A 21,640-nucleotide genomic window follows, 5' to 3' on the forward strand; every position below is an offset into this window, starting at 1 on the left:
CTGCGGTCAGCGTCGTTTTACCATGGTCAACGTGGCCAATCGTGCCGATGTTGACGTGCGGTTTTGTACGCTCAAACTTTTCCTTTGCCATGATGGCCTCCTTTTTCGGTAATGAAGGGAGCGTGATACCCACGCTCCCCCAAATCTTCGCTTATGCGTATTTCGCCTGAATCTCGTCCGAGATGTTCTGCGGAACCGGATCGTAGTGGTCGAACTGCATGGTGAACTGGGCACGGCCCGACGACATCGAACGCAGGGTGTTGATGTAGCCGAACATGTTCGCCAGCGGAACGAACGCGTCGATCGCGATCGCGTTGCCGCGCGGTTCCTGACCAGACACCTGGCCACGACGCGAGGTCAGGTCGCCGATGATACCGCCGGTGTATTCTTCCGGGGTGATCACTTCGACCTTCATGATCGGTTCCAGCAGTTTCGCGCCAGCTTTGCGCATGCCTTCACGCATACACATACGGGCTGCGATTTCGAACGCCAGAACGCTCGAGTCAACATCGTGGAACTTACCGTCCAGCAGGGCAACCTTGAAGTCGATCACGGGGAAGCCAGCCAGAGGGCCGCTGTCCATGACGGACTGGATGCCTTTTTCAACACCAGGGATGTATTCCTTCGGAACGGCACCACCAACGATGCGGCTCTCGAACGAGTAACCTTCGCCCGGCTCGGTCGGAGTGATCTCAAGCTTAACCTCACCGAACTGACCCGAACCACCCGACTGTTTCTTGTGGGTGTAGGTGTGCTCGACCGGCATCGAGATGGTTTCACGATAGGCCACCTGCGGTGCACCGATGTTCGCTTCAACCTTGAACTCACGCTTCAGACGGTCAACCAGGATGTCCAGGTGAAGTTCGCCCATGCCCTTCATGATGGTCTGACCCGATTCCAGGTCGGTTTCCACACGGAAGGACGGGTCTTCTGCGGCCAGACGGGCCAGACCCTGGGACATCTTCTCTTGGTCGCCCTTGGTTTTGGGCTCAACCGCGATCTCGATCACCGGATCGGGGAAGGTCATGGTTTCCAGAACCACCGGATCCTTCGCGTCACACAGGGTGTCACCGGTGGTGGTGTCTTTCAGACCCGCCAGCGCGATGATGTCGCCTGCAAACGCTTCTTCGATCTCTTCCCGGTTGTTCGAGTGCATCATCATCATACGACCGATGCGCTCTTTCTTACCTTTGGTCGAGTTCAGGATCGAGTCACCCTTGTTCATGGTGCCCGAGTAGATCCGGGTGAAGGTCAGCGAGCCAACGAAGGGGTCGTTCATGATTTTGAACGCCAGACCCGAGAAGGCCATGTCGTCGTCTGCACGACGGGCGATGTCACGAACTTCTTCCTCGTCGCCGGGTTTGAAGCCCATGTAATCAACAACGTCCAGCGGGCTGGGAAGATAGTCGATCACAGCGTTGAGCAGAGGCTGAACGCCTTTGTTCTTGAACGCCGAACCACCCAGAACCGGAACGAACGCGATTTCCAGAGTACCTTTACGCAGCAGGGCGCGCAGGGTCGGAACGTCGGGCTCATTGCCTTCCAGGTATTCCATCATCGCGTCGTCGTCCATTTCGACGGCCGCTTCGATCATCTTGCCGCGCCATTCGTCAGCCATGTCTTTCAGGCTGTCGCGGATCGGAGCTTTGATCCAGCTTGCGCCCAGATCTTCACCCTGCCACAGCCACTCTTCCATGGTGACCAGGTCGATCAGACCTTCCAGCTCGGACTCGGCGCCGATCGGAATACCAACCGGAACAGCGCGTGCGCCGGTGCGGTCTTCGATCATGCGAACGCAGTTGAAGAAGTCAGCGCCGATCTTGTCCATCTTGTTGACGAAAACCATACGCGGAACCTTGTAGCGGTCAGCCTGACGCCACACGGTTTCGGTCTGGGGCTCAACACCGGCGTTTGCGTCCAGAACGCAGACGGCACCGTCGAGAACCGCCAGCGAGCGTTCAACTTCGATGGTGAAGTCAACGTGGCCGGGGGTGTCGATGATGTTCAGGCGGTGCTTGGGGGTATCGGCGGTCTGACCGTCCTCGGTGCGCTCCCAGAACGTGGTGGTCGCAGCCGAAGTGATGGTGATGCCGCGTTCCTGCTCCTGCTCCATCCAGTCCATAGTGGCTGCACCATCGTGCACCTCACCGATGTTGTGGGATTTACCAGTGTAATACAGGATACGCTCCGAGCAGGTGGTCTTACCTGCGTCGATGTGCGCCATGATACCGAAGTTACGGTACAGTTCGAGCGGATATTCGCGTGCCATTTTTGATAAGCCTCTGAATTACCAACGGTAGTGGCTGAAGGCTTTGTTCGCCTCGGCCATCTTGTGGGTGTCTTCGCGCTTCTTCACGGCGGTACCGCGGGACTGTACAGCGTCCAGCAGCTCGCCGGCGAGGCGTTCTTCCATGGTGTTTTCGTTGCGGCCACGCGCAGCAGTGATCAGCCAGCGGATGGCCAGTGCTTCGCGGCGCTCGGGGCGCACTTCGACCGGAACCTGATAAGTTGCACCACCAACGCGGCGCGAGCGAACCTCGACCGACGGTTTGATGTTGTCGAGCGCTTCGTGGAACACTTCGACAGGAGCGCGCTTGATCTTGTTCTCAACGCGGTCAAACGCGTTGTAAACGATGCGCTCTGCGACCGACTTCTTACCGTCGATCATCAGGTTGTTCATGAATTTGGTCAGTACCTTGTCGCCAAATTTGGCGTCAGGCAGGACTTCGCGTTTTTCGGCGGCGTGACGACGTGACATATCAGCCTCTCCTTCTTACTTGGGACGCTTCGCGCCGTATTTCGAACGACGTTGCTTACGATCTTTGACGCCCTGAGTATCCAGAACACCGCGCAGGATGTGGTAACGCACACCGGGAAGGTCTTTTACACGGCCGCCACGGATCAGAACAACCGAGTGTTCCTGCAGGTTGTGGCTTTCACCGGGGATGTACGAGATGACCTCGAACCCGTTGGTCAGGCGCACCTTGGCAACCTTACGCATAGCCGAGTTCGGCTTTTTCGGTGTGGTGGTGTACACACGGGTGCAAACGCCGCGCTTCTGCGGGCACTGCTCCAGGTGCATGGACTTCGAGCGTTTTACTTTGGGCTGCCGCGGCTTGCGGATCAGCTGTTGAATAGTTGGCATTCCGGTTTCTTCCCCGTTTTGCAACACACATGACATGCACGCGCGTTGCGTGCGGTTAAACTTTGCTGCACTTATGCGTCCACAAGCGCAAAACCCGCGAGCGTTCCCATTCCGAGGTGAACGTCGCGGTTGGTTATCAGAGGACGCGGACTGCAAAATTGTCCGGGTCTTGACCAGTTCATTACTGGAATCGGTTGTGGGGCGGCCCCCGGCACCGAGATGACGCGCGTAATAGGGGGAGTCGGCCCGAGTGTCAACAGCACCTGTTTGAGTGGTGCACCAGATCGGCCGACGTGGATAATGCGAGGTCGCAAAAATCCACCCGTTGCGGGCCAGCAGCGGCAACGGCATAGTCGCGGTGAATACTCACGAACGGACAAAACATGCAAGTCATCGGCCTGTGCCGCTTTTCCTATCCCGCGATCGGCGGCTATCAGGTCGAACACGCCTCCGTCGAGGAAAGACGCCAGTACTTGTACAATCCGGCCCGTCTGGAAGAGCGGTTTCGCCTGTTCGAGACCACCACCCTGCCCTGCTTTCGCGAACAAACCGATGAAGACTTTGAACTGCTGGTCTTGATCGGTGAGTGCCTACCCAAAGAGTCGATGGACCGGCTCTATGATCTCACCTCGGACATAAAGCAGGTCCGCATTGTCAAACGCGCCCCCGCCCGGCACCGCCCGGTGGTCAAGGACGTTCTTCACAGCGCGCGGACCAATCCGGATCAGCCCTGCATTCAGTTCCGACACTATGATGACGATGCGGTGTCCGTTGATCTGGTCGAACGTCTGCGCCTTGCCGCGCTGGATGCAAAGGGGCTGGCCGAACATAACCGGACGATTGGCCTGGATTTCAACAGCGGATTCCTTGCGCGCTTTGGCCCCGAGGGTATTCGTGCCACACAAGTTTTTCGGTCGCTTTTGGGTGTCGGCCTGGGCATGTACATCGCCGGTGGGTGCAAACATACGATCATGAGCTTTACCCACCACAAGATCGGCCGCTTCATGCCAGTGATCAGCTATCCCGATGCGCCGATGTGGGTTCGGACCTTGAACTCATTCAATGACTCACCCCATGCCCGCGCCAGCAAAACCGAGCTGTTTCCGCTGACTCCGGAACAAGAGGGGGAATTCATCGCGCGGTTTGGCATTGAACAGGATGCCGTCAGGCGCGTTCACTCGACCGCCTGAGAGCGCCGCTCACGGAACAGGGTGAACAGCCCCGCGGCAACGACAAGAACCGCGCCCAGCATGGTGATCGTGTCTGGCCAATCTCCGAACACCAGCCAACCCAGCGCCAGCGCCCAGATCAGGCTTGAGTAGCGAAAAGGCGCGACAAAGCCGACGTCACCTACACGCATTACCATAACGCTGCACAGGTATCCGGTCAGGACAAACACCGCAGCGCAGGCGACCAGAACACCGGCCCCAGTTGAAACAGGTTCCCACCCCGTGACCGCAGTTGCGATACCAGCCGCAACAGTGATCGAAAGCGACGTGGCCAATGTTACAGCCAGCGATGGGACGTAGATCGACATGCGGCGGGTGATCAAGTCACGAACCGTGACGGATGCCACAGCGATCAGGGCATACACTGCAAAAATGCTGAACCCATCTGGCCCTGGGCGGACGATCAGCAACATACCTACGAACCCCAGCCCAATCGCCAGAATTCTGCGCCATCCGATATGTTCGCCAAAAAACAGAACCGCGCCCAGTGTTACCGTCAATGGCAGCGCCTGTAGCACCGCCGTGACATTCGCAAGCGGCATATGAAGAAGCGCGGTCAGAAAGAAGAACGTTGCCGACAGCTCTGCCAAACAGCGTGCAGCGACCAACCATTTGTCATGACGCGGAAAATTCAAGTGCAATGCACCGAGGTGACGCGCCAAAAGAAAAACCAAAACCGTCGCTAGCACACCCCGCATCGCCACCATTTGGAACAGCGACAGCTCGGCCCCCGCAGCCTTGATCATCGCATCATTGACGGTAAAGGCGGCCATGCTGCCCATCATCAGCAACGCGCCCTTCACGTTTGGGGTCATAATTTACGGTTCCAATGCCTTGACGAAACTGCGCCCATTGGTCGTAAGCGCTTGTGCGATGTCAATACGCAACCAGCGGGGTCGGGTTCAGTCGGGTAGCACAACCAGTTTATGTTCCAGACCCTCAAGGGCGGCATCTATGCGCGGCGCGATCTCGGACCAGTCCCCACCAGCCAAGCCGGCGCCAATCATCGGATAGCCTACGCGGGCGCTCGGGTACGCGTCGGCAACGGCGCCAAAGCATGTGGAGATCGCATCATAATCCACTAGCCGCCCTTCGCCGTCCCAACGGTATTGAGTATAGGCGTTGATCACCGTGAAGTCCGCTGTCCCCCGTAAAATCCGGGCGGAAGAAATTGTCCCCAGCTTGGACCGAACCCCATACTCTGTTCGCTTGTCGGCCTCAAAGGCGCTGGGGAATTCTGCCGCGATCACCCGCGCGATTCCTGCGCCCATGGCGTGGAAACAGTTGCAGCCATGGACGATGACATCAAATTCACCATCCAGCGCCAGTTGGATCAGGTCACCTTTGATGACTGCCATGCTGCCCTCTTCGAAGTGGTCCCAGGTTTCGCCCAATGTATCACGCCGGGCAAAAGAAAAGGCCCCGCGAAATCGCGGGGCCTGATCATTCGGTTCTAGCTGCGCTTACTCGCGGCTTTCCGGCGTTTCGACCAGAACGTCCAACTCGTCGCCAACCAGATCGTCGTCCATGACCGGGGCTGCCAGGGCAGCGGCCGCTTCGGCCTCTTCCCGACGGGCTTCGATCACAACGTTGTCGCGGCCTTGCGCAACCTGACGCACGGCCTGGGTCGCACCACCGGTACCGGCGGGGATCAGACGACCAACGATGACGTTCTCTTTCAGGCCAACCAGTTTGTCTTTCTTGCCCTGAACCGAAGCTTCGGTCAGAACGCGTGTGGTTTCCTGGAACGAGGCCGCAGAGATGAACGAACGCGTCTGCAGCGAGGCTTTGGTGATCCCAAGCAGGATCGGCTCGCCCTGTGCCGGACGACCACCGCGGGCAATGGTCTTCTCGTTGGCCGCGTCGAACTCTTGCTTGTCGACATGCTCGCCTTTCAGCAGGGTGGTGTCTCCTGAATCCAGGATCTCCCACTTCTGCAGCATCTGGCGCACGATGACCTCGATGTGCTTGTCGTTGATCTTCACGCCCTGCAGACGATAGACATCCTGCACTTCGTCGATCATGTAATCCGCCAGCGCTTCGACACCCATGATGGACAGGATGTCATGCGGAGCCGGATTACCGTCCATCAGGTATTCACCCTTCTGGATGAAGTCCCCTTCGGCGACCGGGATGTGTTTGCCCTTGGGCACCATGTACTCGATGGTCTCCATGGACTCGTCAGCCGGTTCGATGCTGATGCGACGCTTGTTCTTGTAGTCGCGGCCAAAGCGCACGTAACCATCGGCTTCTGCGATGATCGCGTGATCTTTCGGACGGCGGGCTTCGAACAGTTCGGCCACACGCGGCAGACCACCGGTGATGTCCTTGGTCTTGGCACCTTCACGCGGGATACGCGCAACAACGTCACCGGCTTCGACTTTCTGACCGTCTTCGACCGACAGGATCGCATCCACCGACATCGGATAGTGAACCGGGTTGCCCGCTTCGTTGCGGACCGGCTCGCCATCTTCGCCGACCAGAATGATCTCGGGCTTGAGGTCGCTGCCTTTGGGGGCCGCGCGCCAGTCGATCACGATCTTCTGGGTCATGCCGGTTGCTTCGTCGGTCTCGTCGCGGACAGCAAGGCCCGAAACAAGGTCAACGTATTTCGCGGTACCGGCTTTCTCGGCGATGATCGGCAGAGTGTAGGGATCCCACTCGAACAGCTTGTCGCCACGGGCCACTTTGGTGCCGTCCTTGACGAACAGCTTCGAGCCGTAGCCCAGCTTGTGGCTGGCACGCTCTTCGCCATGTTCGTCCTTGATCACCAGCTTCATGTTCCGGCCCATGACCAGGCTTTCGCCTGCCGCATTGACCAGGATCTGCGGGTTCTCGAAGGAAACAACACCCTCTTGGCTGGCTTCCTGGAACGACTGCTGACCACCTTGTGCAACACCACCGATGTGGAATGTACGCATGGTCAGCTGTGTACCGGGTTCACCGATCGACTGCGCGGCGATGATGCCGACAGCTTCACCTGTGTTCACCATTGTACCGCGCGCAAGGTCACGACCGTAGCAGGTTGCACAGACGCCTTCCTCGGACTCACAGGTCAGAGGCGAGCGGATGCGCATGGACTGAACACCAGCTTCATCGATGGTGTCGGCCATACGTTCGTCGATCAGCTGACCAGCGGCCACGATCACTTCGTCCGTACCTGGACGCAGAACATCGTCAGCCGCGACACGGCCCAGCACACGTTCGGCCAGCGAGGCGACAACCTCACCGTCGTTCACGGCGGCTTCGGCAGTGATCGCACGCTCGGTGCCACAATCGATCTCACGAACGATACAGTCTTGCGCCACATCCACCAGACGACGGGTCAGGTAACCCGAGTTCGCCGTCTTCAGAGCGGTATCCGACAGACCCTTACGGGCACCGTGGGTCGAGTTGAAGTACTCGAGAACGGTCAGACCTTCTTTAAAGTTCGAGATGATCGGCGTCTCAATGATGTCACCGTTCGGCTTGGCCATAAGGCCGCGCATACCGCCCAGCTGTTTCATCTGAGTGACCGAGCCACGCGCACCGGAGTGGGCCATCATGTAGACCGAGTTCGGCTCCATGTCCGACCCGTCTTCGGCCTTGGCGACGTCCGAGATGGTGCTCATCATCGCTTCGGTGACGCGGTCGTTACACTTCGACCAGGCATCGACAACTTTGTTGTACTTTTCGCCCTGAGTGATCAGGCCGTCCATGTACTGCTGTTCAAAGTCTTTCACCTGATCGCGGGTGTCATCAACGATGCCCCACTTGTCGCCCGGGATGACCATGTCGTCCTTACCGAACGAGATGCCCGCCTTGAACGCTTCTTTGAAGCCCATCGACATGATCTGGTCACAGAAGATAACCGACTCTTTCTGACCGCAGTAACGGTAGACGGTGTCGATCACCTGCTGCACTTCTTTCTTCCGCAGCAGGCGGTTGACCAGATCGAACGGCGCTTTGTTGTTCATCGGCAGCAAGGCACCCAGACGCAGACGGCCCGGAGTTGTCTCGTAACGCTTCTGAACTTCGTTGCCTTCGTCGTCGATCTGCGTGATCCGCGCGGTGATCTTGGTGTGCAGATGCACTTCACCTGCGTCCAGAGCGTGCTGAACTTCGTCGATCGAACCAAACACCTTGCCTTCGCCCGGCATGCCTTCGCGTTCCAGGGTCACATAGTAGAGACCCAGGATCATATCCTGCGACGGAACGATGATCGGCGCGCCGTTTGCAGGCGACAGGACGTTGTTCGTTGACATCATCAGAACGCGGGCTTCCAGCTGGGCCTCAAGGCTCAGCGGGACGTGAACGGCCATCTGGTCACCGTCGAAGTCGGCGTTAAAGGCCGAACAGACCAGCGGGTGCAACTGGATGGCTTTACCTTCGATCAGAACCGGCTCGAACGCCTGAATGCCAAGACGGTGCAGCGTCGGCGCACGGTTCAGCATGACAGGGTGTTCGCGGATCACCTCGTCGAGGATATCCCACACTTCGGGACGCTCTTTCTCGACCAGTTTCTTCGCCTGTTTCACGGTCGAAGACAGACCCTTGGCTTCAAGGCGCGAGTAGATGAACGGCTTGAACAGCTCCAGCGCCATCTTCTTGGGCAGACCACACTGGTGCAGCTTGAGTTCCGGACCGGTCACGATGACCGAACGGCCCGAGAAGTCGACGCGCTTACCCAGAAGGTTCTGACGGAAGCGGCCCTGCTTGCCTTTCAGCATGTCCGACAGCGATTTCAGCGGACGCTTGTTGGCGCCGGTGATGACGCGGCCACGACGGCCGTTGTCGAACAGAGCGTCAACGGATTCCTGCAGCATCCGCTTTTCGTTACGGACGATGATGTCAGGCGCGCGCAGTTCGATCAGACGCTTCAGACGGTTGTTCCGGTTGATGACGCGGCGATACAGATCGTTCAAATCCGAGGTCGCGAAACGGCCACCATCCAGCGGAACCAGCGGACGCAGTTCCGGCGGAATGACCGGGATCACGGTCATCACCATCCACTCAGGCCGGTTGCCCGACTCAAGGAAGGATTCAACAACCTTCAGACGCTTGATGATCTTCTTGGGCTTCAGTTCGCCTGTTGCTTCGGCCAGATCAGCACGCAGCTGCTCGGCTTCGGCTTCCAGATCGATCTGGGCCAGCATCTCACGGATGGCTTCAGCACCGATATTCGCGGTGAACGCGTCCATGCCATAGGCATCCTGCGCATCCATGTACTCTTCTTCGGTCAGCATCTGGCCGTAGGTCAGGTCGGTCAGACCGGGCTCGATGACCACGTAGTTTTCAAAGTACAGAACGCGTTCCAGATCGCGCAGCGTCATGTCCAGCATCAGACCGATGCGGGACGGCAGCGATTTCAGGAACCAGATATGTGCGACGGGCGCGGCCAGTTCGATATGGCCCATACGCTCACGGCGGACTTTCTGCAGGGTGACTTCCACACCGCATTTCTCGCAGACAACGCCGCGATACTTCATCCGCTTATACTTGCCGCACAGACATTCGTAATCTTTGATCGGGCCAAAGATACGCGCGCAGAACAGGCCGTCACGCTCGGGCTTGAACGTCCGGTAGTTGATGGTTTCGGGTTTCTTGATCTCGCCATAGGACCAAGACAGGATCCGCTCGGGCGACGCCAGCGAGACCTTGATCTCGTCGAAAACCTTCGGGGGCGTCAGCGGGTTGAACGGGTTGTTGGTGATTTCCTGGTTCATTTGTTACCTCAAATCTTGCGGAAGGGGGGACGGGAGAAAGGGCAGCGCCCTTACTCCTCAACCTCCGCATCCAGGAGTTCCATATTCAGGCCGAGGCCACGGACTTCTTTAACCAGAACGTTGAACGATTCCGGTACGCCCGCTTCAAAGTTATCCTCGCCCTTGACGATCGACTCATAGACCTTGGTCCGGCCGGCGACGTCATCCGATTTCACGGTGAGCATCTCCTGCAGGGTGTAGGCGGCGCCGTAAGCTTCCAGAGCCCAGACCTCCATCTCACCAAAGCGCTGACCACCGAACTGCGCCTTACCACCCAGCGGCTGCTGGGTAACCAGGCTGTACGGCCCGGTCGAACGCGCGTGGATCTTGTCGTCCACCAGGTGGTGCAGTTTCAGCAGGTACTTGATGCCTACGGTCACCGGACGTGCGAATTGCTCACCGGTACGACCGTCGAACAGAACCGACTGACCGCTTTCCGAGAAGCCCGCACGCACCAGCGCGTCGTTGACGTCTGCTTCCTTAGCACCGTCGAAGACCGGGGTTGCGATCGGAACACCGCGGGTAACGTTGCCCGCAGCCTCGATCAGGCCATCCTCGTCCAGACCGGTGATGCCTTCTTCGTAGACATCTTCGCCATAGGCCAGCTTCATCGCTTCGCGCACCGGGGTCAGGTCGCCGGAACGGCGGTATTCACCCAGAGCCTCATCGATGTTCAGACCCAGACCGCGTGCGGCCCAACCCATGTGGGTTTCAAGGATCTGACCAACGTTCATACGTGAAGGCACGCCCAGCGGGTTGAGACAGAAGTCAACCGGCGTACCATCGGCAAGGAACGGCATGTCTTCCATCGGAACAACCTTGGAGATCACACCTTTGTTCCCGTGACGACCGGCCATCTTGTCGCCCGGCTGCAGCTTACGCTTCACAGCGATGAAGACTTTGACCATCTTCATCACACCCGGCGGCAGGTCGTCGCCACGGCGGACTTTTTCGACCTTGTCTTCGAAACGGGCATCCAGAGCACGCTTTTGCACTTCGTACTGCTCGTTCAGAGCCTCAACGATCTGTGCGTCCTGCTCGCCTTCCAGCGCCAGTTGCCACCACTGACCACGGGTCAGGGTTTCCAGCAGTTCCTCGGTGATAACCGAGCCCGGCTTGACGCCTTTCGGGCCTTTGACAGCGGTTTTACCCAGGATCAGGCCCTGCAGACGCGCATAGATGTTGCGGTCAAGGATCGCCAGCTCGTCGTCCCGGTCACGGGCCAGACGTTCGACTTCCTCACGCTCGATCTGCAGCGCACGCTCGTCTTTTTCGACGCCGTGACGGTTGAAAACGCGGACCTCAACGACCGTACCGTAATCGCCCGGCTTCACGCGCAGCGATGTATCGCGCACGTCAGATGCTTTCTCACCAAAGATGGCGCGCAGCAGCTTTTCTTCCGGGGTCATCGGGCTTTCGCCCTTCGGAGTGATCTTGCCGACCAGAATATCGCCCGGCTCAACATCCGCGCCGATGTAAACGATGCCTGCCTCGTCGAGGTTGCGCAGCGCTTCTTCACCGACGTTCGGGATGTCGCGGGTGATCTCTTCCGGACCCAGCTTGGTGTCACGGGCGGCGACTTCAAACTCCTCGATATGGACCGAGGTAAAGACGTCGTCACGAGCGATACGTTCCGAGATTAGGATCGAGTCTTCGTAGTTGTAACCGTTCCACGGCATGAACGCGACGACCACGTTCTTACCAAGGGCCAGTTCACCCATATCGGTCGACGGACCATCGGCAATGACTTCGCCCTTCTGGACTGTGTCACCCACCTTGATCAGCGGACGCTGGTTGATGCAGGTGTTCTGGTTCGAACGCTGGAACTTGCGCAGACGATAGATGTCAACGCCAGCGTCGCCCAGTTCCAGATCTTCGGTGGCGCGGATAACGATACGCTGGGCATCAACCTGGTCGATGATACCGGCGCGTTTCGCCTGAATCGCAGCACCCGAGTCGATCGCAACCTTTTCCTCGATCCCGGTACCGACCAGCGGCGCTTCGGCGCGCAGCAACGGAACCGCCTGACGTTGCATGTTCGAGCCCATCAGAGCGCGGTTGGCGTCGTCATTTTCAAGGAACGGGATCAGCGATGCAGCGACCGAGACCAGCTGTTTCGGCGACACGTCAATCAGGTCCACATTCTCGCGCGGAGCCAGAGTGTAGTCACCAGCCTGACGGGTCGAAACCAGATCATTGATGAATTTGCCATCAGCATCCAGCGTCGCGTTCGCCTGCGCCACGGTGTGACGCATTTCCTCGGTCGCGGACATGTAGTGAACCTCGTCGGTCACCTCGGCGTCTTTAACAACGCGGTACGGTGTCTCGATGAAGCCATACTTGTTCACGCGGGCAAAGGTGGCCAGCGAGTTGATCAGACCGATGTTCGGACCTTCCGGCGTTTCAATCGGGCACATCCGGCCATAGTGGGTCGGGTGCACGTCGCGCACCTCAAAGCCTGCACGCTCACGTGTCAGACCACCGGGGCCAAGCGCCGAGAGACGGCGTTTGTGGGTAACCTCGGACAGCGGGTTGGTCTGGTCCATGAACTGCGACAGCTGCGACGAGCCAAAGAATTCACGAACAGCAGCCGCAGCCGGTTTCGCGTTGATCAGGTCCTGCGGCATGACGGTGTCGATCTCGACCGACGACATACGCTCTTTGATCGCGCGCTCCATGCGCAGCAGGCCGACGCGGTACTGGTTTTCCATCAATTCGCCGACCGAACGGACACGACGGTTGCCAAGGTGGTCGATATCGTCCACGTCGCCTTTACCGTCACGCAGTTCCACCAGCGCCTTGATGCAGGCCACGATGTCTTCGCGACGCAGGGTGCGCAGGGTGTCCGGTGCGTCCAGAGCCAGACGCATGTTCATCTTCACGCGGCCAACGGCGGACAGGTCATAGCGCTCACTGTCGAAGAACAGAGTGTCGAACAGGGCCGACGCAGCTTCGACGGTGGGCGGCTCACCCGGACGCATAACGCGGTAGATATCCATCAGCGCGCTTTCACGGTTCAGGTTCTTGTCCTGAGCCATGGTGTTGCGCATGTAGGGGCCGACGTTGACGTTGTCGATGTCCAGAACCGGAATGTCGGTGATACCCGCATCGATCAGTTCCTTGACGGTGCCACCGATCAGGTCGCCGTCTTTGTCATATTCCAGGGTCAGTTCATCACCGGCTTCGACATAGATCGCGCCGTTTTCTTCATTGATGATGTCCTTGGCGACGAACTTGCCGACGATGTTGTCGAACGGAACCAGCAAGTCGGTGACGACGCCTTCTTCGATCAGCTTTTTGACCGCGCGCGGAGTGACTTTCTTGCCCGCTTCGGCAATCACTTCACCGGATTTCGCGTCAATCAGGTCATAGGTCGGGCGGGTGCCACGCACACGCTCGGGGAAGAACGGCGTGATCCAGCCTTTCTTCTTGTCCAGCTTGTAGGACACGGTGTTGTAATACGCGTCCATGATCGCTTCCTGATCCAGACCCAGCGCATATAGCAGGGTGGTCACAGGCAGCTTGCGGCGGCGGTCGATACGGGCGTAAACGATGTCTTTGGCGTCGAACTCAAAGTCCAGCCAGCTGCCGCGGTACGGGATGATGCGGCAGGCAAACAGCAGTTTACCCGAAGAATGGGTTTTGCCTTTGTCGTGGTCAAAGAACACACCGGGCGAGCGGTGCATCTGGGACACGATCACACGCTCGGTGCCGTTCACGATGAACGTACCGTTCGGCGTCATTAGGGGCATGTCGCCCATGAACACGTCCTGTTCTTTGATGTCTTTGACCGACTTGGCGCCGGTATCCTCATCGACATCAAACACGATCAGACGCAGGGTGACCTTCAGCGGCGCGCTGTAGGTCATGTCGCGCTGCATGCACTCTTCGACGTCATATTTGGGTTTTTCCAAATCGTATTTCACGAACTCCAGTACGGAGGTTTCGTTGAAATCCTTGATCGGGAAAACCGACTGGAACACACCTTTGATGCCTTCGCCGTCAGTGGGCTGCTCTGCATCGCCGGAGCGGAGGAAAAGATCATAAGAAGATTTCTGGACCTCAATAAGGTTCGGCATCTCCAGCACTTCGCGGATTTTGCCGTAATATTTACGAAGACGTTTCTGGCCAAGGAACGTTTGAGCCATGTCAGATGTCACCTTTCGATGTTCTCAGCGGGCAAAGACACCGTCGGGCCCCGGCATCTTGCACATTCGAGACGACACGTCCGGATCAATTCATGGCCACCGTCCCGAAGGCAGCCTCCCGATCCGCGAACCGCGTCTTAGAAAACGCCCCCGTGTATGAGGCCCTTTCTAAGACAGGTTCGGCTGGACCCGGATTTCTCCGGACCCAGCCAAATTTTTCGGCACATCAGCGATGCACCAGAGACTAAGCTTAGGCCAGCTCGACTTCGGCGCCAGCTGCTTCCAGCTTGCCTTTGATGTCTTCTGCTTCTGCTTTGTCCACGCCTTCTTTGATCTTGCCGCCGGCTTCGACCAGTTCCTTGGCTTCTTTCAGGCCCAGGCCGGTGATGCCGCGAACTTCTTTGATGACGTTGATTTTCGATGCGCCGGCGTTCTTCAGAACGACGTCGAATTCGGTTTTTTCTTCCTCAGCGGCGCCACCGGCGTCGCCACCAGCTGCGACCATTACGGCGCCGCCAGCTGCGGGCTCGATGCCGTACTCGTCTTTGAGGATGGTTTTCAGTTCTTGTGCTTCCAGCAGGGTCAGACCCACGATGCTTTCTGCGAGTGCTTTCAGATCAGCCATTTTATCAGCTCTTTCCGTTTACAGTGTGTGTTCCAACGTCAGGGTATTCACCCTACGCAGATCATTCAGTGCCAACCGCTTACGCAGCTTCCGCCTTCTCTTCGATGGTGGAAAGGATGCTTGCGATGTTGCTTGCAGGTGCGCCAATCGCGCCAGCGATGTTCGAAGCAGGTGCGCCAATGCAGCCAACGATCGAAGCAATAAGCTCTTCACGCGACGGCATTTTCGAAACGGCTTCAACGCCTTTGCGGTCCAGAGCGTTCTCACCCATTGCACCGCCAAGAATTTCGAACTTTTGGTTCTCTTTGGCGAAGTCCTCGGCCACTTTGGCTGCTGCCACAGGGTCCTCGGAATAGGTCAGAACGGTCATCCCTGTCAGCAGGTCGGCCATGCTTTCACACGGCTTACCCTCAAGGGCGATTTTGGCGAGCCTGTTCTTAGCAACACGCACGGAGCCACCCGCGTCACGAGCACGTGCGCGAAGGTCCTGCATCTCGGCAACTGTCAGACCGGCGTAGTGAGCAACCACTACGACGCCAGAGCTTTCGAAGATTTGGCCGAGTTCTTCGACCACTTTCTCTTTCTGGGCTCTATCCACAGTTCTCTCCAAGTTAGGGGCGATATCTCACCCCGGCTCATATTTGCCGAGGTCGAAACCCCAGCGTTCAGGTCCGTTGTTACGGGATTGGCCAAAATGCGCCCGAGGATGGGACCCTCAGAATTCTTTGGTCTTACCCGTCTCAGGCAGGGAATTAAGGGGCCATATGGCACCACCCACCGTCTTGGACGAAACAAAATAAAGCGCACGACGAATCGCACGCTTTACTTCGTAGCCTTACTTAGGGCAGATGCGCGGGGTTTCCAAGAGGTAAATTGCGGTTTCTGCGACCGCAACCGAGCCTTCTCTACGACCTTTTGCTACGGCTTCCAGAGGCCGTTGACATAAGAACCGCTCTGCTATCCTGTCCCATAACCAGTATACCGGATGCAGGACATCGCCATTGGCTGAAATTTTGCCCCTTTCAGACGAGGAAGACGCCTGCGTCAAAACATATATCCGCGAGTTCTCCGATCAATGCTTGCAAGGCCCCATGACCGGCTATGACTGTATCTACCGCTCACATGCTTTCGCTGACACCCGTTCGGTCGTCGTCCTGCACACATCATCGCAGGCTTTCGCCCTCAAGATCGACACCACATCGCCTAGCACGGAACGGCTGAAGAATGAGTTCGAATTGCTGAGCGCACTGCATCAGCATTTCGACGGCAATGAAACCTCGCGCGTTGTCCGGCCTGTTTATCTGTCACAGGGCGGTGAATTCCTGGTGACCGAGTATATTGACCGTCCGACCGCCGTTGACCTGATTTACAACAGTGCGGATGACAATCAGGTCGCTCAGGTCTATCGCCGTGCCGGATCCTGGCTGAACGATCTGCATGCCCGTCACCCGCCGACCCGCTATGCCTTCAAACCACGCTGGATGACAGACAGCCTGAGCGAGCTGATACAAGCGGTCCCGCGTGACATCGCAAACCAAAGCCGCGCCATGGTCGACGAAATGCTCGCCGAAGGCGCTCGCCTGAAGGGCACCGAGGACCTGCGGGTCTTTTCACATGGAGACTTCCACGGCCAAAACCTGATTGTCGGACAGGGCAAGACCATCGGTCTGGATTTCACCGAAGCAAAGGACAAGCTGGCCGTCTACGATATCGTCGATTTCCTGAAGGCCGACATCTTTCGCGAGACTGTGGCGTCCGAAGTGGATCGCAGCGGTATCCTGAGGCGAAACAAGGAGATGTTCTTCCGCCTCTACCGGCATCCAATCAATCACGAGATCCTTGACTACTGCATCCGAGGGCGGTTGCTGAAAGACTGGCTGTTTCTGCACCAGATCACCCACACCTGCAGCGCTTTTGAACGCGACAGGCGAAGCCGTCTTTGGGCGCGCCTAAATCTGATTTTCGACTAAAGCCCCTCGGTGCCAATTGGAATCCCACTGAAAAACGAAAAACCCCGGCCAGCTTGCGCCACCCGGGGTCAAATTCTGACTGTTCAGCAGTAAGGCTTACTCGCCCGACGCGGCTGCCACGTCCAGAGTCACGCCCGGGCCCATGGTCGAGCTCAGCGCGATTTTCTTCATGTAGGTGCCTTTGGCGCCCGACGGCTTGGCCTTGGCCACAGCCGAGACGAAAGCACGAACGTTTTCAGCCAGCTTGGCTTCGTCGAACGACGCTTTGCCAACGCCAGCGTGCACAACGCCGCCTTTTTCTGCCTTGAACTGAACTTCACCACCTTTGGCTGCCTCCACGGCCGCTTTCACGTCCATGGTCACGGTGCCAACTTTGGGGTTCGGCATCAGGTTGCGGGGGCCCAGAACCTTACCCAGACGACCGACGATCGGCATCATGTCCGGGGTGGCAATGCAGCGATCGAATTCGATGGTGCCGCCCTGAATGGTTTCCATCAGGTCCTCTGCGCCGACGATATCTGCACCTGCTTCTTTCGCTTCGTCAGCTTTCGGGCCACGAGCAAAAACAGCAACGCGCATCGCTTTACCGGTGCCGTTCGGCAGGCCGACAACGCCGCGAACCATCTGGTCTGCGTGACGGGTGTCAACGCCCAGATTCAGTGCGATTTCGATGGTCTCGTCGAATTTCGAGGTTGCGTTGGCTTTAACCAAGGCGACTGCTTCTTCGACCGACAGGTTTTCCTTGCCAGCGACAGCTTCGCGCGCAGCGCGGGTGCGTTTACCAAGTTTTGCCATCTTACTTCACCTCGATGCCCATGGAGCGGGCCGAGCCCAGGATGATCTGCATTGCGCCTTCGATATCGTTGGCATTCAGATCTTTCATTTTGGCTTCGGCGATTTCGCGAACCTGCTTCGAGGTCACGGTTGCCACGGTCTCGCGACCTGGGTTTTCCGCGCCACGGGGGCGGTTACGCTTGCCGACCGGCTTCAGACCAGCTGCTTTTTTCAGGTAGTAAGACGCAGGCGGCGTCTTGATGTCCATGGTGAAGGACTTGTCCTGATAGTAGGTGATCACGGTCGGGCACGGAGCGCCGGGCTCCATGTCTGCGGTCTTGGCGTTGAACGCCTTGCAGAATTCCATGATGTTGATGCCGCGCTGACCCAGCGCCGGACCAACTGGCGGCGACGGGTTCGCCTGACCTGCAGGAACCTGCAGTTTCATTGTACCAGCAAGCTTCTTGGCCATTTGGTTTTCCTTTCAACGTAGGTGAAACGCGTTCCACCCGGTTTATGTTGCGTGGTCCGATCCGGGATCGCGATCCCAGCAACCTCCCACGAGAGAATCTCGCCCGAAGACGATAGAGGCGGCGTTTATAGGGGAACGTGGGGGTTGGCAAGTGCCCTACCCTGACTCCAGCGGTAATTTTCGAATCGTGCCCTGGGGGTAAGCAGTGCAGGCCAACAGAACAACGGTGGCCGAGTACTTCGTTTTTCGGTTCACCACTAACGATCCAATATCAAAGCAAAAATGATTGGGGGGCTATTCGCCAATTTGGTTGGCGGTCAGAAATCACTTTGAGACGAAGGGATGTGCTATACTGAGTAAAATATTTTGAATTGGTGGAGGTTTATTATGATCATTCGGTTTATTCTCTCGCTTGGCCTCGCGTTGTCTTTGGCCGCTACTGCACCACAGACTGCGCGGGCGGACGCGGGTGACTTTATAGGTGGTGCCGTTGTCGGTGGGGTCCTGGGCTATGCGATTGGACAGGACCAGCAGAAGAAAAAGGCCCAGAGAACAACGCGGACAACCCGGACCTACCGGCAAACCATACCGTCGACCACGCAGGGTGCGCAGACCCAGACGGCACTGAACTATTTCGGCTATAATGCCGGACGGGTCGATGGTCAGGTCGGCCGTGGGACGCGGTCAGCGATCGAACGCTATCAGGCGTCGATGGGCTACCCCATAAATGGCTATGATTTTCAGCCGTATCAGCGCGATTTCCTGATGCAGGCCTACTATTGGGCGACCAGCGGAGGTCAGGCCACAACGCAGTTGACCGGTCAGCCTTTGTTGATGGCCTATCGTCAGCACCTCCACTCAGGTTCTGCCCTGGCCGTTGCGCCCCAGGCACCGGCCGCACCGGCACCCGCTGCAACGACCCCTGTTGTGACCCAGCCAGCACCTGCACCGGAACCCGAAGCCAACACAACCGAAACGGCGTCTGCCACCCTGCCAAGCCTGTTTTCTGGCGGAACCGGTGGCCCATCGCTCGCCAATCGGTGCAGCGGGGTCATGCTGCAGACATCCACCAATGGTGGGTATACGACCCTGACAAACATGTCCGACCCTGATTTCGCCTTGAGCGAGCAGTTTTGTCTGGCTCGCAGCTATGCAATGTCGCGTGGTGAAGATCTGATGCAGGACATCCAAGGTCTAACGCCAGATCAGGTGGCTGCGCAGTGCAATACCTATGGCGAAATGCTAGCCCCGCAGGTCGTGGCGTTGTCGCTCAGTTCAAAAACGGACGCGGAAACGCAGATGCGCAAACTGGCTCTGGAATCTGGGTTGAGCCCCGAAGATCTGGCCGCAACCAGCAAAGTCTGTCTGGCAATCGGCTACCGCGAGGACAACATGGACGTCGCTGTCGGCTCTGCCCTGATGCTGGTTGCCATGGGTGAGCCGGCCTATGGCGAGCTGATCGGCCACCACCTGCGCGAAGGTTTCGGCGTGCAAGAGCGTCGCGATCTGGCCCTGCAGTGGTACGACGCAAGCCTTTCAGCCTTGGACGCGGGATCGCAAGCGGTTTTCCTGCCGTCGCAGTCTGATCGCCCCCAACTCCTGCGCGCAGCGGTAACGCAAGCCCAGTAGGCGAAGAACTCATGTCTGTTGAATGAAGAACGCCGCGGTGCTGATTGCATCGCGGCGTTGAGATTGGGTCATTGGGTTTGTCGCCTTCGACAAAACCAACTGCGTTGGCGCATTCAAAATGCCCCAAATGCGCAACTTGCATTCAGTAATTCAAAAGCATGAGTTGCTTAAGAGCCGTCGACAGGTATCTTGAGGCAGCTTGATTACAAAAGGGGCGGTCTGGGATGGAGTCATCTCGCCTAAACAAGGGGTTACTGATCTGCATTCTTTTTGCTGTGGTACCGGGATGCGGCAGCAAGGCTCAGGATCAAAGTGCAGCGGTCGCAACACAAGCTGATAGCGCCGCTCAAACCTCGTCATTCGCTTCAAAAGGGATTGACCCTGCCACCTATGCCGGTCGCTTCCAAATCAAACTGACCAAAGAAGTTCCGCTTCGCGACATTCCGGTTCCTTTCACGGTCTACGGCGGTCTTGAGGAATCCAGTCCGACCCGTTTGCGATTGCGGGCATTCATGGATTTGCGGGGATTGCAGGAGAAAGCACCTCAGATACTGACAGGCCCGCTGGAGGAAAGCTGCAATCGTCAGATTTATCTTGAGGTCCGAGACGTCACCGCCATAGGCGAAACTGTAAAGGTTGAAGGCTCAGCCCGGGCCCAATTCACGAGGTGCACAAGGAATGAGGAACCCGGAATTCGCTATTTCGGGGCTACCGTGGATGCGATCGCGGTCGCCAAGGCCGAAGTGAAGGGCCAATGCCTTACCTTCAGTATCGAAAGCGTTGACCTCAGCCCGCGTGGTTTCATCGGAGGCGTGAGCAATCTTTTTGGACTAACCAACCGCATCAACGAAGCCGTTCTGGAAAAAGGCGGAGAATTCCTGGCTGCGAATCCAGTCTGCCCGCCACTGCCTTCGGAGTTCGCGGTTCTGGACCCAATCTACGAATCCGGCGGCACCCGCGAAATTGCACCCGGCGGGATGGGAGCGGCCGTTGTCGGGTCGGCGGATGTCAGCGCCGAGACAATTGTTGAAGTTCTCGCGGGTCTGAAAGAGCTTGGCGTATTGGAGTTTGCCGAATGAGACTTTGGTTGATGATCCCGGTCTTGGTTGCGACGACCCTGAACGCCCGCGCTCCGGACGCCGAGCAGGTCAATTTTTTGATCGATGCGTCCCTGCCTGTTCGCGACACGGAACTGCCATACACGCTTGACCTGAACCTCACCGCTGCTGCGCCGACACGGATCGGGGTAGGTGCGCTTCTCGATCTGCGTGAAATGCAGAGAATTGTGCCCGAGCGGCTGGCCGACAACGCGATAGTCGACAATTGCGGCCTTCAGGTTCGGCTTGATGACCTAAGCTTCAACGCTCAGGGCGACGCAATCGGCCTGGATGGGGCGGTCACCGTCACGATTTTCGAATGCAGCCGCACCAGCGATCGCGATTTTCAGCGCGGTGAAGAAAAAAGGGCTATTGCGGCCAACATGTCCACCGAAGCTACCGTCGAACTGCGCGACAACTGCGCCTACTTCAAACTCATCGATCTGACACTTTCAGCACCCGAAGCACAGCGAGAGCAACTCTTGGAAGATGACACATTGGAATCCGTCAAGGAATTGATGCTGGCCGCAGTCGGTCTTGTGCTAAACGACACCCCATTGTGCCCGGAACTCCCGGCAGAGCTGGCATCCCTTGATCCTGTTTATGACAAGGGCGGCCCACGTGAGATCGGAGATGGTGGTCTTGGCGTGTTTCTGGACGGTTCCGTTGATGTCAGCCCATCCACGATCCTCGACATACTCACAGTTCTTCAGCAGCAAGAACTGATCCCCGGTCGACCCTAGTCAACGCTTTTCCTGCCCTTATGCCGCCGGGCCAAGAATTGGTTTCGCCAAAACAAAACGCCGC

17 protein-coding genes are annotated in these 21,640 nt (G+C 57.8%); 5 read left to right on the forward strand and 12 right to left on the reverse strand.

From position 1 onward, the window contains the following. From ACR0MV_RS17160 to rpsL, 4 genes are all read right to left on the reverse strand, one after another. On the reverse strand, nt 1-91 hold a 91-nt coding region (locus ACR0MV_RS17160), incomplete at its 3' end, for a GTP-binding protein (RefSeq protein ID WP_215675807.1). Between the two features lie 60 nt (nt 92-151). Beyond that, nucleotides 152-2,269, reverse strand: a complete 2,118-nt coding sequence (fusA, locus tag ACR0MV_RS17165) for an elongation factor G (protein ID WP_170427353.1) — start codon at nt 2,267-2,269, stop codon at nt 152-154. A gap of 18 nt (nt 2,270-2,287) precedes the next feature. Then, on the reverse strand, nt 2,288-2,758 hold the full coding sequence (gene rpsG / locus ACR0MV_RS17170; RefSeq protein ID WP_039529242.1) for a 30S ribosomal protein S7: 471 nt from the start codon (nt 2,756-2,758) through the stop codon (nt 2,288-2,290). 15 nt (nt 2,759-2,773) lie between these two features. Beyond that, complete coding sequence (rpsL, locus tag ACR0MV_RS17175; RefSeq protein WP_005621086.1) at nt 2,774-3,145, reverse strand: 30S ribosomal protein S12; 372 nt, start codon at nt 3,143-3,145, stop codon at nt 2,774-2,776. A gap of 383 nt (nt 3,146-3,528) precedes the next feature. Here rpsL and ACR0MV_RS17180 point away from each other — a divergent pair, with 383 nt between their 5' ends. Continuing rightward, nucleotides 3,529-4,335 carry a putative rhamnosyl transferase gene (locus ACR0MV_RS17180; protein WP_480703005.1) on the forward strand — a complete coding sequence of 269 codons (807 nt, stop codon included), beginning with the start codon at nt 3,529-3,531 and terminating at the stop codon, nt 4,333-4,335. Here ACR0MV_RS17180 and ACR0MV_RS17185 read toward each other — a convergent pair. From ACR0MV_RS17185 to rplJ, 6 genes are all read right to left on the reverse strand, one after another. Beyond that, the gene (locus ACR0MV_RS17185; protein ID WP_480703006.1) at nt 4,320-5,189 is read right to left on the reverse strand and encodes a DMT family transporter; all 870 of its coding nucleotides are present in this window, start codon (nt 5,187-5,189) and stop codon (nt 4,320-4,322) included. The genes ACR0MV_RS17180 and ACR0MV_RS17185 overlap by 16 nt on opposite strands. Before the next feature lie 87 nt (nt 5,190-5,276). After that, nucleotides 5,277-5,732, reverse strand: a complete 456-nt coding sequence (locus tag ACR0MV_RS17190) for a macro domain-containing protein (RefSeq protein ID WP_480703007.1) — start codon at nt 5,730-5,732, stop codon at nt 5,277-5,279. Between the two features lie 105 nt (nt 5,733-5,837). Beyond that, nucleotides 5,838-10,079, reverse strand: a complete 4,242-nt coding sequence (gene rpoC / locus ACR0MV_RS17195; RefSeq protein WP_480703009.1) for a DNA-directed RNA polymerase subunit beta' — start codon at nt 10,077-10,079, stop codon at nt 5,838-5,840. 50 nt (nt 10,080-10,129) lie between these two features. Then, nucleotides 10,130-14,266, reverse strand: a complete 4,137-nt coding sequence (rpoB, locus tag ACR0MV_RS17200) for a DNA-directed RNA polymerase subunit beta (protein WP_480703010.1) — start codon at nt 14,264-14,266, stop codon at nt 10,130-10,132. Nucleotides 14,267-14,516: 250 nt separating this feature from the next. Next, the gene (gene rplL, locus ACR0MV_RS17205; RefSeq protein WP_155142436.1) at nt 14,517-14,891 is read right to left on the reverse strand and encodes a 50S ribosomal protein L7/L12; all 375 of its coding nucleotides are present in this window, start codon (nt 14,889-14,891) and stop codon (nt 14,517-14,519) included. A gap of 79 nt (nt 14,892-14,970) precedes the next feature. Continuing rightward, nucleotides 14,971-15,489: a 50S ribosomal protein L10 gene (gene rplJ / locus ACR0MV_RS17210; RefSeq protein WP_170427359.1), complete on the reverse strand. Its 519-nt coding sequence runs from the start codon at nt 15,487-15,489 to the stop codon at nt 14,971-14,973. 403 nt (nt 15,490-15,892) lie between these two features. Between rplJ and ACR0MV_RS17215 the strand changes: the two genes are divergently transcribed. Continuing rightward, the gene (locus ACR0MV_RS17215) at nt 15,893-16,861 is read left to right on the forward strand and encodes an aminoglycoside phosphotransferase family protein (RefSeq protein ID WP_480703011.1); all 969 of its coding nucleotides are present in this window, start codon (nt 15,893-15,895) and stop codon (nt 16,859-16,861) included. A 96-nt stretch (nt 16,862-16,957) separates the two neighbouring features. Here ACR0MV_RS17215 and rplA read toward each other — a convergent pair whose 3' ends face one another. Beyond that, the gene (gene rplA / locus ACR0MV_RS17220; RefSeq protein WP_170427361.1) at nt 16,958-17,656 is read right to left on the reverse strand and encodes a 50S ribosomal protein L1; all 699 of its coding nucleotides are present in this window, start codon (nt 17,654-17,656) and stop codon (nt 16,958-16,960) included. A 1-nt stretch (nt 17,657) separates the two neighbouring features. Beyond that, the gene (gene rplK, locus ACR0MV_RS17225; protein WP_152459181.1) at nt 17,658-18,107 is read right to left on the reverse strand and encodes a 50S ribosomal protein L11; all 450 of its coding nucleotides are present in this window, start codon (nt 18,105-18,107) and stop codon (nt 17,658-17,660) included. Nucleotides 18,108-18,494: 387 nt separating this feature from the next. Between rplK and ACR0MV_RS17230 the strand changes: the two genes are divergently transcribed. From ACR0MV_RS17230 to ACR0MV_RS17240, 3 genes are all read left to right on the forward strand, one after another. Beyond that, a complete protein-coding gene (locus ACR0MV_RS17230) occupies nt 18,495-19,736 on the forward strand; it encodes a peptidoglycan-binding domain-containing protein (RefSeq protein WP_170427362.1) in 1,242 nt (413 codons plus the stop codon). Nucleotides 19,737-19,960: 224 nt separating this feature from the next. Then, nucleotides 19,961-20,815, forward strand: a complete 855-nt coding sequence (locus ACR0MV_RS17235) for a hypothetical protein (protein WP_480703012.1) — start codon at nt 19,961-19,963, stop codon at nt 20,813-20,815. Next, nucleotides 20,812-21,576 carry a hypothetical protein gene (locus ACR0MV_RS17240; protein WP_480703013.1) on the forward strand — a complete coding sequence of 255 codons (765 nt, stop codon included), beginning with the start codon at nt 20,812-20,814 and terminating at the stop codon, nt 21,574-21,576. The genes ACR0MV_RS17235 and ACR0MV_RS17240 overlap by 4 nt, the downstream gene beginning before the upstream one ends. The last annotated feature ends 64 nt before the right edge of the window (nt 21,577-21,640 follow it).

It is taken from the genome of Ruegeria sp. BC3 (genome assembly GCF_056539265.1).

Excerpts from the sequence above, each read along its gene's own strand:
- ACR0MV_RS17180 (WP_480703005.1), top strand. The coding sequence starts at position 3,529 with ATGCAAGTCATCGGCCTGTGCCGCTTTTCCTATCCCGCGATCGGCGGC.
- ACR0MV_RS17185 (WP_480703006.1), bottom strand. The coding sequence starts at position 5,189 with ATGACCCCAAACGTGAAGGGCGCGTTGCTGATGATGGGCAGCATGGCC.
- rpoC (WP_480703009.1), bottom strand. The coding sequence starts at position 10,079 with ATGAACCAGGAAATCACCAACAACCCGTTCAACCCGCTGACGCCCCCG.
- rplK (WP_152459181.1), bottom strand. The coding sequence starts at position 18,107 with ATGGCCAAGAAGCTTGCTGGTACAATGAAACTGCAGGTTCCTGCAGGT.
- rplA (WP_170427361.1), bottom strand. The coding sequence starts at position 17,656 with ATGGCAAAACTTGGTAAACGCACCCGCGCTGCGCGCGAAGCTGTCGCT.
- ACR0MV_RS17240 (WP_480703013.1), top strand. The coding sequence starts at position 20,812 with ATGAGACTTTGGTTGATGATCCCGGTCTTGGTTGCGACGACCCTGAAC.
- fusA (WP_170427353.1), bottom strand. The coding sequence starts at position 2,269 with ATGGCACGCGAATATCCGCTCGAACTGTACCGTAACTTCGGTATCATG.
- rpsL (WP_005621086.1), bottom strand. The coding sequence starts at position 3,145 with ATGCCAACTATTCAACAGCTGATCCGCAAGCCGCGGCAGCCCAAAGTA.
- rpsG (WP_039529242.1), bottom strand. The coding sequence starts at position 2,758 with ATGTCACGTCGTCACGCCGCCGAAAAACGCGAAGTCCTGCCTGACGCC.
- ACR0MV_RS17230 (WP_170427362.1), top strand. The coding sequence starts at position 18,495 with ATGATCATTCGGTTTATTCTCTCGCTTGGCCTCGCGTTGTCTTTGGCC.
- ACR0MV_RS17235 (WP_480703012.1), top strand. The coding sequence starts at position 19,961 with ATGGAGTCATCTCGCCTAAACAAGGGGTTACTGATCTGCATTCTTTTT.
- ACR0MV_RS17190 (WP_480703007.1), bottom strand. The coding sequence starts at position 5,732 with ATGGCAGTCATCAAAGGTGACCTGATCCAACTGGCGCTGGATGGTGAA.
- rpoB (WP_480703010.1), bottom strand. The coding sequence starts at position 14,266 with ATGGCTCAAACGTTCCTTGGCCAGAAACGTCTTCGTAAATATTACGGC.
- rplL (WP_155142436.1), bottom strand. The coding sequence starts at position 14,891 with ATGGCTGATCTGAAAGCACTCGCAGAAAGCATCGTGGGTCTGACCCTG.